This is a genomic window from Actinacidiphila glaucinigra (genome assembly GCF_900188405.1).
Classification (GTDB): Bacteria; Actinomycetota; Actinomycetes; order Streptomycetales; family Streptomycetaceae; genus Actinacidiphila; species Actinacidiphila glaucinigra.
In genome coordinates this window covers 1-18,098 of the sequence record NZ_FZOF01000008.1, presented here as the reverse complement: position 1 = coordinate 18,098, position 18,098 = coordinate 1, and the positions used below count along the sequence as shown (strand labels likewise).

Below are 18,098 nucleotides of genomic sequence, written 5' to 3'. Positions count from 1 at the left end.
GCCCCGCCCGCTGGCGACACTGGCAGGAGACGAGGAGAGGAAGGTCCGCCGTGACCGACAAGCACATCACGCACTGGATCGCCGGGCAGTCGTGGACCGGCACCACGGAGCGGCACGGGGACGTGTACGACCCCGCCACCGGAGCCGTGACCGGGCGGGTGGACTTCGCGTCGATCGCCGAGGTCGACCAGGCCGTCGGCGCGGCCGCCGCCGCGTTCAAGGAGTGGCGCCACGCCTCGGTCGCCAAGCGCACCACGGTGCTCTTCGCCTTCCGCGAGCTGCTCAACGCCAAGCGCGAGGAGCTGGCCGCGATCATCGTCTCCGAGCACGGCAAGGTGCACTCGGACGCGCTCGGCGAGATCGCCCGCGGCCTGGAGGTCGTCGAGTACGCCTGCGGCATCCCGCAGCTGATCAAGGGCGGCTTCACCGAGCAGGCCTCGACCAGCATCGACGTCTACTCGATCCGTCAGCCGCTCGGCCCGGTCGCGATCATCTCGCCCTTCAACTTCCCGGCGATGGTGCCGATGTGGTTCTTCCCCATCGCCATCGCCGCGGGCAACACCGTCGTCGTCAAGCCCTCGGAGAAGGACCCGTCCGCCGCCAACTTCCTCGCGGAGCTGTGGAAGCAGGCCGGGCTGCCGGACGGCGTCTTCAACGTCGTGCACGGCGACAAGGCCGCCGTCGACCGCCTCCTGGAGCACCCGGACGTCAAGTCCGTATCCTTCGTCGGCTCCACCCCGATCGCCCGGTACGTCTACGAGACCGGAACCCGCTACGGCAAGCGCGTCCAGGCCCTGGGCGGCGCCAAGAACCACATGCTGGTGCTGCCCGACGCGGACCTGGACCTCGCGGCCGACGCCGCCGTCAACGCCGGGTTCGGCGCGGCAGGCGAGCGCTGCATGGCCGTGTCCGTCCTCGTCGTGGTCGACCCGATCGGCGACACGCTGGTCGAGAAGATCAAGGAGCGGATGGCCGGTCTCACGGTCGGCCCCGGCTGCAACGCCGCCTCCGAGATGGGCCCGCTGGTCACCGGCGCCCACCGCGACAAGGTGACGTCCTACCTCGACGCGGGCCTCGCCGACGGCGCGACCCTCGCCGTGGACGGCCGCACCCACTCCGTCACCGGCGAGGACACCGAGGAGGGCTTCTGGCTCGGCCCGACCCTCTTCGACGACGTCAAGCCCGGCATGTCCGTCTACAACGACGAGATCTTCGGCCCGGTCCTGTCGGTGGTCCGCGTGGGCTCGTACGACGAGGGCCTGGAGCTGATCAACTCCAACCCGTACGGCAACGGCACGGCCATCTTCACCAACGACGGCGGCGCCGCCCGCCGCTTCCAGCACGACGTCGAGGTCGGCATGGTGGGCATCAACGTGCCGATCCCGGTGCCGGTCGCCTACTACTCCTTCGGCGGCTGGAAGGCCTCGCTGTTCGGCGACACGCACGCCTACGGCCCGGACGGCGTCCACTTCTTCACCCGCGGCAAGGCCGTCACCCAGCGGTGGCTCGACCCGAGCCACGGCGGCATCAACCTCGGTTTCCCGACCAACAACTGACCGCCAGGGCGGCGCCCGCGAGCAGGGCGCCGCACAGCAGCCAGCTCCCCACGACGTCGAGCGGCCAGTGATAGCCGCAGCGGACCAGGGCGACCCCCACCGCACCGTTGAGCAGCACGGCGGCCGCGACCAGCAGCCGCCGTGCCGCCGCGCGCACCAGCCACGGCAGCAGCAGGAGGACGGCGCCGCCGTACGTGGCGGCCGCCGTGGCAGCGTGGCCGGAGGGGTAGAGCCCGGGATAACCGGGCGAGAGGGTCAGGGAACCCGGGCCGGCCCGGCCGATCAGCGGCTTCACCAGGGCGACCAGCAGCGGTGCGGCGACCATCACGAGCGCGTAGGCCGACGCCGGCAGCCAGGGGCGGGGCAGCCCGTACCGGCGGGCGCGCCAAGTGGTGCAGACCATCGCAAGCAGCAGCACGGGCACGGCGACCTGCCAGTTGCCCAGATCGGCGAGGAACCGGGCCGCGGCGGAGCGGTCTGCGGGGTGGGGGGAGGATCCCGCAAGGGCGGCGCGCACCGGCCCGTCCAGAGCCAGCAGGCGCCCTCGTAGTGCCTCCTGCCAGGTCAGCAGTCCGAAGAGCGCCGTGCACACCACGGCCACCAGAGAAGTTGGCCGCCCCGGAACAGGGGGGAGAGTTCCGGGGCGGCCAGAACGATCGCCGTACCGCCCGCCCCGGGGGGTTTGGGGCAAGCGGCCGACCGATCGGCGAGGATTGCCGGAGCCTTCGGCTTCGGCGCTGTGCGCGAGGGCACTGCTGTACCGGTGATGGGGATTCACCGGCAAAGTGTCGCCCGCGGACTTCCGCAGACGGGGTGTTTCTTCCATCTGCGGAAACCGTACGTCACCAGGAGCCCGCCGGGCAGGGGTTGCACCCTCCCGCCATCAGGCCCGCACACCTTCTTCACGCTGTGTGTCGTACACGCACGGTCACGGGCGAAGCACCTGGTCACAGCCGCGCGAGCGCGCCCTCGATGATGTCCAGGCCCTCGTTCAGCAGGTCCTCCCCGATGACCAGCGGCGGCAGGAAGCGCAGCACGTTGCCGTAGGTGCCACAGGTCAGGACCACCAGGCCCTCCGCGTGGCAGGCCTTGGCCACGGCGGCGGTCGCGGCGGCGTTCGGGGTCTTGCTCCCCGCCTCCACCAGCTCGATCGCGATCATGGCGCCGCGGCCGCGGACCTCACCGATGATCTCGAACTTCTCCTGCATGCCGCGCAGCCGGGCGAGCATGATCTCGCCGATGCGGCGCGCCTTGGCGTTGAGGTCCTGCTCCTTCATCGTCTCGATGGCACCGAGCGCACCGGCGCACGCCACCGGGTTGCCGCCGTAGGTGCCGCCCAGACCGCCGGAGTGCGCGGCGTCCATGATCTCGGCGCGGCCGGTCACCGCGGCCAGCGGCAGACCGCCGGCGATGCCCTTGGCGGTGGTGATCAGGTCCGGGACGATGCCCTCGTCCTCGCACGCGAACCACTGGCCGGTGCGGCAGAAGCCGGTCTGGATCTCGTCCGCGACGAAGACGATGCCGTTCTCCCGCGCGAACTCCGCCAGCTTCGGCAGGAAGCCCTTGGCCGGCTCGATGAAGCCGCCCTCGCCCTGGATCGGCTCGATCACGATCGCGGCCACGTTCTCGGCCCCGACCTGCTTGGTGATCATGTCGATCGCCTGGGCCGCCGCCTCCTGCGCGCAGTTCTCCGGACCGGTCAGCCAGCGGTAGGGGTAGGCCAGCGGCATGCGGTAGACCTCGGGCGCGAACGGGCCGAACGAGTGCTTGTACGGCATGTTCTTCGCCGTCAGCGCCATCGTGAGGTTGGTGCGGCCGTGGTAGCCGTGGTCGAAGACGACCACCGCCTGGCGCTTGGTGTACGCGCGGGCGATCTTCACCGCGTTCTCGACGGCCTCGGCACCGGAGTTGAACAGCGCGGTGCGCTTCTCGTGGTCGCCCGGGGTCAGCTCGTTGAGGGCCTCGGCGACCTCCACGTACCCCTCGTACGGCGTCACCATGAAACAGGTGTGGGTGAAGTCGGCCAGCTGCGCCGACGCGCGGCGCACCACGGCCTCGGCGCTGTTGCCCACCGAGGTCACCGCGATGCCCGAACCGAAGTCGATCAGGGAGTTGCCGTCCACGTCCTCCAGCACGCCGCCGCCGGCGCGGGTGACGAAGACGGGCAGGGTCACGCCGACACCGCTCGGGACCGCCGCCGTCTTGCGCGCCAGCAGCTCCTGCGACTTGGGGCCGGGGATCGGGGTGACGAGTCGACGTTCCTGGGCCAGATCGGTCATGGCGGACGTACTCCTTCGAACCGTGGTCTTTTCTCGCAGGCTAAGCCCGTACGGCGGAGCCCCGCACACTCCGATAGGGCGCACTGCGGAATGCCTCTTCGACGTGGCGGACATGAGCGTGCCAAGATCCTTCAGACTCCGGTGGCCGCTCGACTACATTGAGTGCGGACCTGCGAGGGGTGGCACACGCGATGGAACGCGACGGTACGCACGAGAAGCCCGCGGCGCCTCCGCCCGGAGGCCCCGGCCCGCAACCGGGCACGCCGCCGGTACCCGGTGCCCGGCCGATGCCGGGTGCCCCGTCCGCGCACCCGGGGCCGCCCCCCGTGCCCGGTGCCCGGCCCGGCCCCGCCGACCCCGGCCGCGGCGAGCGGGACGCCCGGCGCGACGCCGCCCCCGCCGCCTTCGCCGCGCCCCCGCTGCCCCCCGGACCCCCGCCGCAGCCGGGGACCCGTCCGGGCGCCGGCACCTGGCACGCCCCCGCGGAGTCCGCGCCCTCCGGCACGCCCGACGGCTCCGGCCTCCTCGCCTGGCTGCGGGCCCCGCGCCCCGCCGCCGCCCCCGGCGTGTGGCGCCTCGGCCACCGCCCCCGGCCCGCCGCCGACCCGGACGCCGTGCCGGGCCGCCAGCTCGTCGCCGGCGCCCTGATCGCCTTCCTCGGCGGCTGGCTGCTGTGGTCCCTGCTGTGGAACGGCTACCTCGGCAGCTACTGGCTCTGGCCGCTGCTCGCCCTGACCCCCGACTCCTGGCGGCAGGCCGATGGCAACCAGACCGCCTACCTGTGGGCCTCGTACCTCTACTACGCGCTCATCGGCGGCGCCCTCTTGGTCTTCTTCGCCCGCGTCGGCCGCTGGGCGGAACTGTGGCGCCGCTGGATCACCGCGCCGCTCCGGCGCGCCCGCGAGGAGGAGCGCACGGCCGCGGGCCGCGAACCCGCCGACCCCGCCCAGGACCCGGCCGCCTTCCCCGCCCTCCGCCAGGGCGGCGCCGCCGACGCCGCGGACCGGCTCGCCGAGGACGCCCGCGCCGGGCTGATGAACGACGTCGACTTCACCCGCCTCTCCCGCGCCTGGCAGTCCGTACGCTCCGAACCCGGCCGGCTGACCGCCTTCACCGACACCGTCCTGCGGTACGGGGCCGCCGCCTGCGCCCACCCCTCCGGCGCCCGTGACCTGCCCGCCCGCACCGCCCGGCACGACCTGCTCGCCGGACAGGTCCGCATCGGTGCCGCTCCCGACGACGAGCGCAACCCCCGCACCCACCGCGGCGCCGGCTACGCCCTCGAACCGTCCGTCCTCGGCACGTCCCTGCTGGCCGTCGGGCCGCCCGGCTCCGGAAAGACCGTGCGCTTCGTGCGGCCCGCACTGGAACTCATGTGCCTTCAGGCACTCGCCGGGCGGGCGGCCGTCGTCGTGGTCGGCACCGACGGGGCACGGCTCGCGCCGGACGAGTCCTTCGACGTCGTCGTCAAGATCGGCCAGCCCGACTCCGCGTACGACCTCGACCTCTACGGCGGCACCGCCGACCCCGACGAGGCGGCGGGCTTCCTCGCCGAGGCCCTCGTCGGCGATCTCGCCGCGGCGCTTCCCGGCGGCGACAGCCGGCGCGCCGCCACCGCCCTCGCCCAGCTCCTCGGGCCCTTCCACGCCGCCCACGGCCGCTTCCCCTCCGTCCCCGAGCTGCGCGAACTCCTCGACGGGACGCCCTCCGCGCTGGCCGCGCTCCGCTCCGCCCTGCAGGCCCGCGGCGCGGCCGCCCAGGGCCAGCTGCGCGAACTCGACGCACGGGAACGGCAGTCCGCCCGGCCCGGCGACGCGGGCCCCCTGCTCGCCGACCGCATCGCGCTGCTCGACCGGCCCGCGTTCGCCGGGTTCTTCGACACCACGGGCGGCAGCCACCCGTTCTCGCTGCGGGGCCTGGAACACCCGCTGCGGGTCCGCATCGACCTCCCGGAACGGGGCCACGCCGAGGTCTCCCGGATGCTGGCGCGGCTCGTCCTCGCCCAGTTCGCGGAGTGCGCCGCGGCCCGCCAGGACCGCTCCCTGTTCGCCTGCCTCGTCCTCGACGACGCCTCCCACACGGTGACCGCCGAATCCGTGCGCGGCCTGCAGCGCATGCGCTCCGCCAACGCCGGCGCGGTCCTTACGCTGCGCACGCTGGACGACGTCCCCGAAACGCTCCGGGGTGCCCTGCTGGGCGCCGTCGGCTGCCGGGCGGCCCTCGCCGGGGTCACCGCCTGGGACGGCGCCCGGTTCGCGGAGGTGTGGGGCAAGGAGTGGGTGGACGTCCAGGACGTCACGAACCGTCAGATCATCGCGGACGAGCCGCTCACGCGGGTGCTGCACACGGTGCGGCGGCTGGTGACCGGGAAGGCGGTCACGGCGGAGTCGGTGACGGTGCGCCGGGTCGAGCGCGAGCGGTGGTCCGCGTCCGACCTCGCGCACGGGGTCCCTGCGGGGCACGCCGTGGTCTCCCTCACGGCGGTGGACGGGGAGCATGCGGCGCCGGTGCTTGTGGATTTGCGCGCGTAATTCTTGTGTGCGGCCCGGTTGTTGTGTGCGGGTGCGTTGCGCCTGCGGCGGGCGGTTCTCCCGCCCTCCCTCCCGATTGCCCGGCGCGGTCAGTGCGGGCCTCGCACCGTGTGCCTGGGTCGGTGCCGCGCCGGGGTACCTCCTCGGGGCTCGCGGTTTACCCCTACATCGTTGGGCGCCGGGTTCGCCGCTCGTCCCCTGCGGGGGCACCCCGCCACACCCCCTCCCGCCGGTTCGGGCGCATGACGGCCGGAGGGGGGTGTAGAGCGGTCCGGGGTTGCCGCACGTGTCTCACCGAACGCCCGCAACTGTCAGGCCGTCCATGAGGGAACGGAGTGGATCGGACGGCGGGGTTGTGCGCGCGGGCGCTGAGCGGCCTGCTGCCGTGTGCACGTGCGTGTCCTGCCTCAGCCTTCGGCAGGGGGCCGGCCCCATCCGGCCCGGTCAGTGTGGTCCCAAGACTGAACCCGATTGCGGGTCGGCGGCCCGCCGGAGGCCAGGGCGGGCGCGCCCCCACCATCCCGGGGCTCGCCGCAACGCAGGCAACCCCTGTGGGTCCCCAACCGCCCGCGGGAAGCGCCGCCAGCCACCGGTGCGCGCACCTTCACTCGGCCTGCGGCCGAGGGAACCCCGCTGGGGGCAGCATCCCGGTGCGGGGAGGGGCGCCTCCCCTTCACCCCCCACCGGCCGTTGGTCGCCGAACCGACCGAGGGGGCGGGGTCGTAGGGGTGGGCGTTCTGGACGCTGACGTGTATTTGTTGTGCGGCATCCGGGGCGGCAAGAGCGGGTGCCCGCCATGCACATAAATATGCGGTACAGAATGCCCACCCCGGAGGCCCCGCCCCCGGCCCACCCACGAAGCGCGCGAGGCCCGCACCAACCATCCGGGGCAATCGGGAGGGCGGGTGGGCAACCCCCCAACCGCAACCACGACGCACCCGCACCCACAGACGGCCCGGCACCGCAGGTATACGGTGAGGCAGAATCGGATGTGAACGCACTCCGAGATGGAGAAAAAGCCCGTGCCGCCCACGCTCGCCTCGCTGCTGCGGAACCCCGCCCTGAAGCTGGCCGTCCTCGCCGGAGGCGACCGCCTGGAGGAGGCGGCCGTCCGCTGGGTGCACACCAGCGAGCTGGACGACCCCGCGCCGTACCTGGAGGGCGGCGAGCTGCTGCTCACGACGGGCCTCAAGCTGGACGTCGGCTCGCCCGAGGCACTCGGCCAGTACGTGGCGCGCCTGGCCGGCGCCGGTGTCGTGGGCCTCGGGTTCGGCGTGGGGGTCAGCCACGATGCCGTGCCGCAGGCGCTCGTGGACGCGGCGAGCGCGCACCGGCTGCCGCTGCTGGAGGTGCCGCACAGGACCCCGTTCATCGCGATCAGCAAGGCCGTCTCCGCGGAGATCGCCGCCGACCGGTACAAGGCCGTGACCGCGGGGTTCGAGGCACAGCGGGAGCTGACCCGGGCGGCGCTCGCGCCGGACGGGACGACGGCGCTGCTGTCGCGGCTGGCGGCGCACCTGAACGGCTGGGCGGCGCTGTACGACGCGTCGGGCGCCGTGGTGGCCGCGGCGCCGGAGTGGGCTGGGCGGCGGGCGGCGCGGCTGGCCGGGGAGGTGGAGCGGCTGCGCGGCAGGCCCGCCCCGGCCAGCGCGGCGGTCGCGGGCCCGGCCGGCACGGAGGACCGCGTCGAGCTGCAGTCGCTGGGCACCGGACGGCGCCCCCGCGGCTTCCTCGCGGTCGGCACGGAGGAGCGGCCCGACACCTCCGCCCGGTACCTCGTGCACGCCGCCGTCGCGCTGCTGACGCTGTCGCTGGAGCAGTCCCAGGCGCTGCAGGACACACAGCAGCGCCTGGGTGCCGCACTGCTGCGGATGCTGCTGGCCGGGGAGCCCGAGCACGCCCGCACCGTGGCCGGCCGGCTGTACGGCGGGCTGTTCGACGCCCCCGTGCGCGTCCTGGTCGCGGAGGCCGCGGAGCGCGTCGAGGCCGCGGGGGACGCGGTGGGGTTGCTGGCCGAACGGGTGGAGACGGCCGGGATGCGGTCCGCGGAGCCCGTGCTGGCGGTCCGCGACGAGGACCGGCTGACGGTGCTCGCGGCCGCGGAGGGCGAGGTCGTACCGTCCTGCGTGGCGGCTGTCGACGGGAGCGACGACCTGGTGGCGGGGCTCTCCGCCGCGGTGGGCGCCGCGGGCGTCCCGGCAGCGCACGAGCAGGCCGAGCGCGCGCTGGCGGTCGCCCGGCGGCGTGGCCGCAGTCTGGTCGAGCACGACGAGGTCGGTTCCGGCTCGGTGCTGCCGCTGCTGGGCGACGACGCCGTACGGGCCTTCTCCGACGGCCTGTTGCGGCCCCTGCGCGAGCACGACGCCACCGCCCGGGGTGATCTGGTCGCGTCGCTGCGGGCGTGGCTGTCCCGGCACGGGCAGTGGGACGCCGCCGCGGCGGACCTGGGGGTGCACCGGCACACACTGCGCTACCGGATGCGGCGCGTGGAGGAGATCCTGGGGCGCTCGCTGGACGATCCGGACGTCCGCATGGAGCTGTGGCTGGCCCTGAAATCCGGCGGCTGAGCGGGGACTGCCAAAACGTCGCATCGGGCGAGGTGCGCAGGACGCGCTGGACAAGACCGGCCGGGTGCCGCCCGCCCTACCGTGGTCCGCATGAGCACCCCCACCGCCTTCTGGCTCGCCGGCCGCCCCGCCACCGGCGAGGACACCTTCGATGTCGTGAACCCGTACGACGGCAGCGTCGTGGCCTCCGTCGGCGTGCCGACCCCCGCCCAGGTGGAGGAGGCGGTTGCCGCGGCGAAGTCCGTCGAGGCGGAGTTCGCCGCGACCCCCGCCCACGTGCGGGCCGCAGCCCTGGACCACGTGTCGAAGCGGCTGGCCGAGCGCACGGAGGAGATCGCCCGGCTGATCACCGCGGAGAACGGCAAGCCGGTCAAGTGGGCGCGCGGCGAGGTCGGTCGTGCCGTGTCCGTCTTCCGCTGGGCGGCGGAGGAGGCGCGCCGCTTCAACAGCGGCGAGGCCCAGCGCCTGGACACCGACGCGGGCGGCACGGGCCGTCTGGCGCTGACCCGGCGCTTCCCGCGCGGCAGCGTGCTCGGCATCGCGCCCTTCAACTTCCCGCTGAACCTGGTGGCCCACAAGGTGGCCCCGGCGATCGCGGTCGGCACTCCGATCATCCTCAAGCCGGCCCCGGCGACCCCGCTGTCCGCGCTGCTCCTGGGCGAGATCCTGGCCGAGACCGAACTGCCGGCCGGTTCGTGGAGCGTGCTCACCGTCCCGAACGACCGCATGCCCGCCCTGGTCCGGGACGAGCGGCTGCCGGTGATCTCCTTCACCGGCTCCGACCGGGTCGGTTACCAGATCATGGACTCGGTGCCGCGCAAGCACACCACCCTGGAGCTGGGCGGCAACGCCGCCGCCGTCGTGCTGGCCGACTGGTCCTCCGAGGAGGACCTGGAGTGGGCGGCGAACCGCATCGCCACCTTCTCCAACTACCAGGGCGGCCAGTCCTGCATCTCCGTCCAGCGGGTCGTCGCCGACGCGTCCGTGTACGACCGGCTGGTGGAGAAGGTCGTCGCCAAGGTCCGCGCCCAGGTCACCGGCGACCCCGCGGACGACGCCACCGACGTCGGCCCGCTCGTCGACGAGAAGGCCGCCGAGCGCGTGGAGTCGTGGGTCGAGGACGCGCTGGGCAAGGGCGCCAAGCTGCTGACCGGCGGCCGGCGCGACGGCGCCGCCTACGAGCCGACCGTGCTCGCCGACCTTCCGGCGGACGCGATCATCGCCACCGAGGAGGTCTTCGGCCCCGTCCTGTCCCTGCACAAGGTGGACGGCGCCGACGAGGCCTTCGCGGTCGTCAACGACTCCCGGTTCGGCCTGCAGTGCGGTGTGTTCACCCACGACCTGCAGACCGCGTTCCGCGCCCACCGCGAGCTGGAGGTCGGCGGTGTCGTCATCGGCGAGGCGCCCTCTTACCGCGCGGACCAGATGCCCTACGGCGGCGTCAAGGACTCCGGCGTGGGCCGCGAGGGCGTCAAGTACGCCATGGAGGACTACACCTACGAGCGGGTCCTGGTCCTGACCGGTCTCGCCCTGTAGTCACCACGGCAGGAGGAGCCACCCCTTCCAGCGGCCGGGGCGCATGTGCGGTGCGTCCCGGCCGCGCTGTGCGCACTGTCGGCATGCGCACGTAAAGTGTCGCTCTCACGCACGGCGCCGGGGAGGCGCCAGGGAGGGGAAACACAAGGTGGCAACGTATGCGGTGGTCTGCACGGCGGAGGCCGGGGCGACCGCGGAGGCCGTGGCCGGGGGACCGGTCGGCGGATGGGTCGCCGGAGGCGACGGCGGTACCGGAGTGCTCTTCGACGCGCCGGTGACCGAGGGTGAGGGCATCGGGATCGGTGATCTGGTGCCGGCCGGCCGCGAGCTGGCCCGGCGGCTGGACGCACCGGCCCTGGTACTGGTGGCGACGCCGCAGGTCGCGTACGCGGTGTTCGTGCGCCCGGACGGCGAGGGCAGCCAGAGCATGGTGTGGGCCGCGGACTGGGAGCCGCCCACCGACCCGCAGGAGTACGCGGAGCACCGCGCCCAGTGGGACGCCCTGGCCGCCCGCTGCGCGCAGTGGTTCGGGCGCCCCGAGGCGGCCGACGCCCTCGCGGAGGTCCGCAACGACCCGCGCCCCGGCGAGGCCAAGCCGGGCACGGACGAACTGCTGCGCCGGGTGTGCGCGGCACTCGGCGTCCCGGCCGCGACGGTCGGCGCCTCCTCCCTTACCTCCCCGGACGGCGCGGCCGACGACGGGGTGCCGCAGGGCGCGGTGCGCGCCGAGGCCGCGCAGCCCGCCGGAAGCGGGTCCGCCCCCGCCGGCGGCTCCACACTGCGTGCCGTGCGCGCCCTGGTGCTGCTCGCGGGCTTCTACCTGCTGGGCGTGGTGCTGCTCGCGGTGCTGGCCGGGATCGACGTCCTGGTCGCCTCCTGGGGCGTGGGCGGACTCACCGGCAAGGTCGTCATCGTCAGCGCCGTCCTCGCCATCCCCATCGTCCGCGGCATGTTCATGCTGCGCCGCCCGCAGGACGACGGCCCCTCCGGCGTCCCCGTCACCGAGCGGCAGCAGCCCGAGCTGTGGGCGGCCGTCCGCGACCTGGCCGCGCGCTACGGCACCCGCGCTCCTGACGAGATCGTCCTCGTCGGCGAGGTCAACGCCGCCGTGTCCGAGAAGTCCCGACTCCTCGGCCTCGTCGGCGGCCGCCGCCGCATGTACATCGGCGTGCCGCTGCTCGCCGGGCTGACCGAGCGCCAGCTGCACGCCGTCCTCACCCACGAGCTGGGCCACTACGGCAACAGCGACACACGGCTGTCCGCGATCACCCTGCGCGGCCAGGAGCGGATGCTGCGCACCATCGCCCACTTCGAGGAGCGCGCCGCCCGGACCCAGGGCCGCGAGCAGGCACGCCAGGAGGAGCGGGCCGCGAAGGCACTGGCCAAGGGCCGCAAGGCCAAGGAGGTCGACGCCTCCGGCGCCGGCGTCACCTACCGCGCCATGGCGGCGATCTACACGGCCTACGCCAAGTTCTACCTCCGCGCCTCGCACAGCGTCGGCCGCGCCCAGGAGCTCGCCGCCGACCAGGCCGCCGTGCGGCTCGCCGGGCGGGACGCCACCGCCTCCGCGCTGCGCGAGATCCCGGTCCTGGACGCCGCCTTCGACCACTACATGCGGCAGTACGCCGCCTTCGGCGCCCCGGCCCGCCTGCTGCCGCCCGCCGGGCAGGTCTACGGCGGCCTGCCCCGCTTCCTGTCCGACCCCGCGCGCCGCGCGGAGCTGGACCGGCTGCGCTCCCGGCTGCCGCGCGAGCAGCGCTCCCCGTACGACTCGCACCCCCCGATCGCCGAGCGCGTCCGCCTCGTCGAGGCGGTGCCCGCCGACGGGCCCGGCGAGGCGCCCGCCGGGCAGGACCGGCCGGCCCTGGAGCTGCTGCACGACCGGGACCAGGTGCTGATCGCCCTGGAAGGGGCCACCCTCAGCCCCGAGAGCCAGGCGTTCACCCGAGTGGAGTGGAGCGCCCTGGCGGATCCTTCGGTGCGTCTGGTGCTCGCCGAGAACGCCGCGCCGCTGCGTGCCGCGCTGTCGGCCGCGGGAGTCGAGCCGACGCTGACGGCCCTGCTCGACGCCGCCGACCAGGGCCGCCTCCCGGCCGTGGCGCAGGGACTGCCCGAGGGCGCGCTGCACGCGGGCGCCGCCGCCCTCGCCGGTCTCGCCCTCGCCGAATCCGGCGCGGCGCACTGGGAACTGACATGGGATCAGGGAGTGCGGCTGGTGCTGGCCGACGGCACTGACGAGGCGGAGTTCGGCTCCGCGGTCGACGCCCTCGCCGACCCCGTCACCGAGGGCGGTTCCGCCCCGGACAGCGCGCCGCTGCGCAAGCTGCTCGTGTCGGCCTGAATCGCCGTCGGAAGGTCACCGGCCCTCCGCGCCCCGTGCGCGAGGGCTGGTGACCATGCCGGAACCGGGGTACTAACGAACAAGTAGCACCGGTCGGTAACCGACGCGAGGTGACGCCCCCATGTCCGCAGCATCCGCCCGCCCCACCGTTTCCGAACGCGAAGCGCGCCAGGTCGCAGAGGCCGCCCGCGAACAGGAATGGCGAAAGCCGAGCTTCGCCAAGGAACTGTTCCTGGGCCGCTTCCGGCTCGACCTGATCCATCCCCACCCCACACCGTCGACGGAGCAGGTCCAGCGCGGCGAGGAGTTCCTCGCCAAGCTGCGCGACTTCGTCGAGACGAAGGTGGACGGGGGCCTGATCGAGCGTGAGGCGAGGATCCCCGACGAGGTCATCACCGGGCTGAAGGAGCTCGGCGCCCTCGGCATGAAGATCGACCCCAAGTACGGCGGCCTCGGCCTCACCCAGGTGTACTACAACAAGGCGCTGGCCCTCGTCGGCTCCGCCAGCCCCGCCATCGGCGTGCTGCTCTCCGCGCACCAGTCGATCGGCGTGCCCCAGCCGCTGAAGATGTTCGGCACCCCGGAGCAGAAGGAGCGGTTCCTGCCGCGCTGCGCCCGCACCGACATCTCGGCCTTTCTGCTCACCGAGCCCGACGTGGGGTCCGACCCCGCGCGCCTGGCGACCACGGCCGTCCCGGACGGGGACTCCTACGTCCTCGACGGCGTGAAGCTGTGGACCACCAACGGCGTCGTCGCCGACCTGCTGGTCGTCATGGCGCGGGTGCCGAAGAGCGAGGGCCACAAGGGCGGCATCACCGCCTTCGTCGTCGAGGCCGGCTCCGAGGGCATCACCGTCGAGAACCGCAACTCCTTCATGGGGCTGCGCGGCATCGAGAACGGCCTCACCCGCTTCCACCAGGTGCGGGTCCCCGCGGAGAACCGTGTCGGCCCCGAGGGCGCCGGGTTGAAGATCGCCCTCACCACCCTCAACACCGGCCGTCTGTCGCTGCCCGCGTCCTGCGTCGCGGCCGGCAAGTGGTGCCTGAAGATCGCCCGCGAGTGGTCGGCCGCCCGGGAGCAGTGGGGCAGGCCGGTCGCCCGCCACGAGGCCGTCGGCGCGAAGATCTCCTTCATCGCGGCGACCACCTTCGCGCTCGAAGCCGTCATGGATCTGTCCAGCCAGATGGCCGACGAGGACCGCAACGACATCCGCATCGAGGGCGCGCTGGCCAAGCTCATCGCGTCCGAGATGGGCTGGACGATGGCCGACGAGCTGGTCCAGATCCGCGGCGGCCGAGGCTTCGAGACCGCCGACTCCCTCGCCGCCCGCGGCGAACGGGGCGTCCCGGCCGAGCAGTTGCTGCGCGACCTGCGGATCAACCGGATCTTCGAAGGCTCCACGGAGATCATGCACCTGCTGATCGCCCGTGAGGCCGTCGACGCCCACCTGTCGGTCGCCGGGGACCTCATCGACCCCGACAAGGCGCTCGGGGACAAGGCCAGGGCCGGCATGAAGGCGGGCGGCTTCTACGCCCGCTGGCTGCCGAAGCTGGTGGCCGGCCCCGGCCACATCCCCGGTGCGTACTCCTCCTTCCACCCGGCGGGCCACCCCGACCTCGCCGCCCACCTGCGCTACGTCGAGCGCAACGCCCGCAAGCTCGCCCGCTCCACCTTCTACGCCATGTCGCGCTGGCAGGGCCGGATGGAGACCAAGCAGGGCTTCCTGGGCCGCGTCGTCGACATCGGCGCCGAACTGTTCGCCATGAGCGCCTGCTGCGTCCGCGCCGAGATGCTCCGCACCAGGGGCGAGAACGGACGCGAGGCCTACCAGCTCGCCGACGCCTTCTGCCGCCAGTCGCGGATCCGTGTCGAGGAGCTCTTCGGGCGCCTGTGGACCAACACCGACGCCATCGACCGCAAGGTCGTCGACGGGGTCCTGGGCGGCGCCTACACCTGGCTCGAGTCCGGCATCGTCGACCCCTCCAGCGACGGTCCGTGGATCGCCGACACCACCCCGGGCGCCTCCGGCAAGGAGAACGTCCACCGGCCGATCCGCTGACCGGACCCGGGGCGCGCCCCCGGCGCGCGGGCACCGCCTTCCCGGAGGCGGTGCCCCCGCCGTGCCGGCGACCGGACACAATGGGGGGATGACGGACTCTCTCGCCGACCCCCACCTGCGGCTGCCCGTACCGGACGCGGCCGGCGGCGCCCATGACGGCCCCCGCGACATCGTCGTCCTGGGCTCGACCGGATCGATCGGCACCCAGGCCATCGACGTCGTCCTGCGCAACCCCGACCGCTTCCGGGTGGTGGCCCTGTCCGCCGCGGGAGGCCGCGTCGGGCTCCTCGCCGACCAGGCGCTGCAGCTCGGCGTCCAGGCGGTCGCCGTCGCGGACGAGAACGCGGAGGGACCGCTGCGGCAGGCGCTGGCCGAGCGCTACGGCACCGAGCCGCTGCCGGAGATCCTCGTCGGACCGGACGCCGCCACCGAGCTGGCCGGCCGTCCGTGCCACTCCGTCCTCAACGGCATCACCGGCTCGATCGGGCTGCGCCCGACGCTGGCCGCCCTGGAGGCCGGGCGGATCCTGATCCTCGCCAACAAGGAGTCGCTGATCGTCGGCGGCCCGCTGGTGAAGGCCGTGGCCAAGCCGGGCCAGATCGTGCCCGTCGACTCCGAGCACTCCGCGCTCTTCCAGGCCCTCATGGGCGGCTCCCGCGCCGAGGTCCGCAAGCTCGTCGTGACCGCCTCCGGCGGCCCCTTCCGCGGCCGGGGCAAGGAGGAGCTGACCGGGGTCACCCCCGAGCAGGCGCTGGCCCACCCCACCTGGGACATGGGCCCGGTGGTGACGATCAACTCGGCCACCCTGGTGAACAAGGGCCTGGAGGTCATCGAGGCCCACCTGCTCTTCGACATTCCCTTCGACCGCATTGAGGTCGTCGTCCACCCTCAGTCGTATATCCACTCGATGGTGGAATTCACGGATGGCTCCACGCTGGCCCAGGTCAGCCCGCCCGACATGCGGATGCCGATCTCGCTGGGCCTCGGCTGGCCCGAGCGGGTGCCCGACGCCGCGCCCGGGTGCGACTGGACCAAGGCGGCCACGTGGACCTTCTTCCCGCTCGACGACGAGGCGTTCCCGGCGGTGGCGCTCGCGCGCCACGTCGGTAGCCTCGGGGGTACCGCCCCCGCGGTGTTCAACGCGGCCAACGAGGAGTGCGTGGCCGCGTTCCTCGCGGGCACGCTGCCCTTCACGGGCATCGTGGACACCGTCGCACGGGTGGTCGAGGAGCACGGAACTCCCGCCGAGGGAACCTCCCTCACCGTGGAGGACGTCCTCGAGGCGGAGAACTGGGCGCGGTCCCGTGCCCGGGAACTGGCTGCGGAACAGGCGACGACGGAGGCGGCACACGTATGACGGGACTCATGTGGGGACTGGGAATCGCCGTCTTCCTGGTCGGTCTCCTCTTCTCCATCGCCTGGCACGAGCTCGGCCACCTCTCCACGGCCAAGCTGTTCAAGATCCGGGTGCCGCAGTACATGGTCGGCTTCGGTGCGACCATCTGGTCCCGCCACAAGGGTGAGACCGAGTACGGCATCAAGGCGATCCCGCTGGGCGGCTACATCCGCATGATCGGCATGTTCCCGCCCGGCGACGACGGCCGGGTCGCCGCCCGGTCCACCTCGCCCTTCCGCGGGATGATCGAGGACGCCCGCTCCGCGGCGTACGAGGAGCTGAAGCCCGGCGACGAGACCCGCATGTTCTACACGCGCAAGCCCTGGAAGCGCGTGATCGTCATGTTCGCCGGCCCGTTCATGAACCTGATCCTGGCGTTCGTGCTCTTCCTGACGGTCCTCATGGGCTTCGGCCTGCAGATGCAGACCACCACGGTCGGCGAGGTCTCGGACTGCGTCATCTCCCAGTCCGACACGGCCGCGCTCAAGGCCAAGGACCCCTGCGCCAGCAAGAAGTACCCCGAGACCCCGGCCAAGAAGGCCGGCCTCAGGGCGGGCGACCGGATCGTCGCCTTCAACGGCGTCCGGGTCGACGACAGCCAGTGGTCCGTCCTCCAGCAGGAGATCCGCAAGACCACCGGCCCCGCCACCGTCACGGTGCTCCGCGACGGCAGGACCATCGACCTGCGCGCCGACCTGATCGAGAACAAGGTCACCAAGACCGACGGGAACGGCGGCTACACCGAGGGCCAGTACGTCACCGCCGGCTTCCTCGGCTTCACCCCGGCCAGCGGTGTGATCCGGCTGGACTTCGCCCAGTCCATCGACCGCATGGGCGAGATGGCCCAGAGCGGCGTCGAGTCCCTGGCGGCCCTGCCCTCCAAGGTCCCCGACCTGTGGAACGCCGTCTTCAACGGCGCCGAACGCAAGCAGGACTCCCCGGTCGGCATGATCGGCGCCGCCCGCATCGGCGGCGAGGTCTTCGCCATGGACATCCCGGCCACCTGGCGGGTGGCGTTCTTCCTCAACCTGCTGGCCGGCATCAACCTCTCGCTCTTCCTCTTCAACATGCTCCCGCTGCTGCCGCTCGACGGCGGTCACATCGCGGGCGCGCTGTGGGAGTCCGTCCGCCGGACCGTCGCCCGGATCTTCCGGCGGCCCGACCCCGGTCCCTTCGACGTGGCGAAGCTGATGCCGGTCGCCTACGTCGTCGCGGGAATCTTCATCTGCTTCACGGCACTGGTGATGGCCGCGGATCTCATCAATCCGGTGCGTTTGACCTAGGCGCGATGTCGGAGGCGTGGGCGGGGTGACGTAGTCTCGTTCAACGGAGCCCGCCCACGCCGCCGGGACCTCGATCCGCGTACTTTGGGGATGCCACGCACATGACCGCGATTTCGCTCGGGATGCCGTCCGTGCCGATCAAGCTCGCCGACCGCCGCAAGAGCCGCCAGATCCAGGTCGGGTCGGTCGCGGTCGGCGGCGACGCCCCCGTCTCGGTCCAGTCGATGACCACCACCGTCACGGCCGACATCGGCGCCACGCTGCAGCAGATCGCCGAGCTCACCGCGTCCGGCTGCCAGATCGTCCGCGTGGCCTGCCCCTCGCAGGACGACGCCGACGCCCTCGCCACCATCGCGAGGAAGTCGCAGATCCCGGTGATCGCGGACATCCACTTCCAGCCGAAGTACGTGTTCGCGGCGATCGACGCGGGGTGTGCGGCGGTGCGGGTGAACCCGGGCAACATCCGGCAGTTCGACGACAAGGTGAAGGAGATCGCCAAGGCGGCCTCCGACGCCGGCACCCCGATCCGGATCGGGGTCAACGCCGGGTC

General features: G+C 73.2%; 11 protein-coding genes. 9 read left to right on the top strand and 2 right to left on the bottom strand.

Annotated features, from left to right (window positions below):
- Positions 1-50: 50 nt before the first annotated feature.
- Positions 51-1,556 carry a CoA-acylating methylmalonate-semialdehyde dehydrogenase gene (locus CHF15_RS18235; protein ID WP_089224909.1) on the top strand — a complete coding sequence of 502 codons (1,506 nt, stop codon included), beginning with the start codon at positions 51-53 and terminating at the stop codon, positions 1,554-1,556.
- Here CHF15_RS18235 and CHF15_RS18230 read toward each other — a convergent pair.
- Complete coding sequence (locus CHF15_RS18230; protein WP_245938908.1) at positions 1,528-2,151, bottom strand: phosphatase PAP2 family protein; 624 nt, start codon at positions 2,149-2,151, stop codon at positions 1,528-1,530. The genes CHF15_RS18235 and CHF15_RS18230 overlap by 29 nt on opposite strands.
- Before the next feature lie 352 nt (positions 2,152-2,503).
- Positions 2,504-3,835, bottom strand: coding sequence for a 4-aminobutyrate--2-oxoglutarate transaminase (gene gabT, locus CHF15_RS18225; protein WP_089224907.1), 1,332 nt, complete (start codon positions 3,833-3,835; stop codon positions 2,504-2,506).
- 326 nt (positions 3,836-4,161) lie between these two features.
- On the opposite strand from gabT, the gene CHF15_RS18220 reads away from it, so the two are divergent.
- From CHF15_RS18220 to CHF15_RS18185, 8 genes are all read left to right on the top strand, one after another.
- A complete protein-coding gene (locus CHF15_RS18220) occupies positions 4,162-6,366 on the top strand; it encodes an ATP-binding protein (protein ID WP_107418555.1) in 2,205 nt (734 codons plus the stop codon).
- Between the two features lie 1,022 nt (positions 6,367-7,388).
- Positions 7,389-8,933, top strand: a complete 1,545-nt coding sequence (locus tag CHF15_RS18215) for a PucR family transcriptional regulator (protein ID WP_089224906.1) — start codon at positions 7,389-7,391, stop codon at positions 8,931-8,933.
- Positions 8,934-9,023: 90 nt separating this feature from the next.
- Positions 9,024-10,469, top strand: coding sequence for an aldehyde dehydrogenase family protein (locus CHF15_RS18210; RefSeq protein ID WP_089225217.1), 1,446 nt, complete (start codon positions 9,024-9,026; stop codon positions 10,467-10,469).
- A 148-nt stretch (positions 10,470-10,617) separates the two neighbouring features.
- Positions 10,618-12,810, top strand: a complete 2,193-nt coding sequence (locus tag CHF15_RS18205; RefSeq protein ID WP_245938907.1) for a M48 family metalloprotease — start codon at positions 10,618-10,620, stop codon at positions 12,808-12,810.
- Between the two features lie 121 nt (positions 12,811-12,931).
- Positions 12,932-14,869 (top strand): acyl-CoA dehydrogenase family protein, encoded by a 1,938-nt coding sequence (locus CHF15_RS18200; protein ID WP_089224905.1) that lies wholly within the window; start codon positions 12,932-12,934, stop codon positions 14,867-14,869.
- Between the two features lie 88 nt (positions 14,870-14,957).
- Positions 14,958-16,226, top strand: a complete 1,269-nt coding sequence (gene dxr / locus CHF15_RS18195; protein WP_089224904.1) for a 1-deoxy-D-xylulose-5-phosphate reductoisomerase — start codon at positions 14,958-14,960, stop codon at positions 16,224-16,226.
- Positions 16,223-17,548, top strand: a complete 1,326-nt coding sequence (locus CHF15_RS18190; protein WP_089224903.1) for a M50 family metallopeptidase — start codon at positions 16,223-16,225, stop codon at positions 17,546-17,548. The genes dxr and CHF15_RS18190 overlap by 4 nt, the downstream gene beginning before the upstream one ends.
- A 101-nt stretch (positions 17,549-17,649) precedes the next feature.
- On the top strand, positions 17,650-18,098 hold a 449-nt coding region (locus CHF15_RS18185), incomplete at its 3' end, for a flavodoxin-dependent (E)-4-hydroxy-3-methylbut-2-enyl-diphosphate synthase (RefSeq protein WP_179279858.1).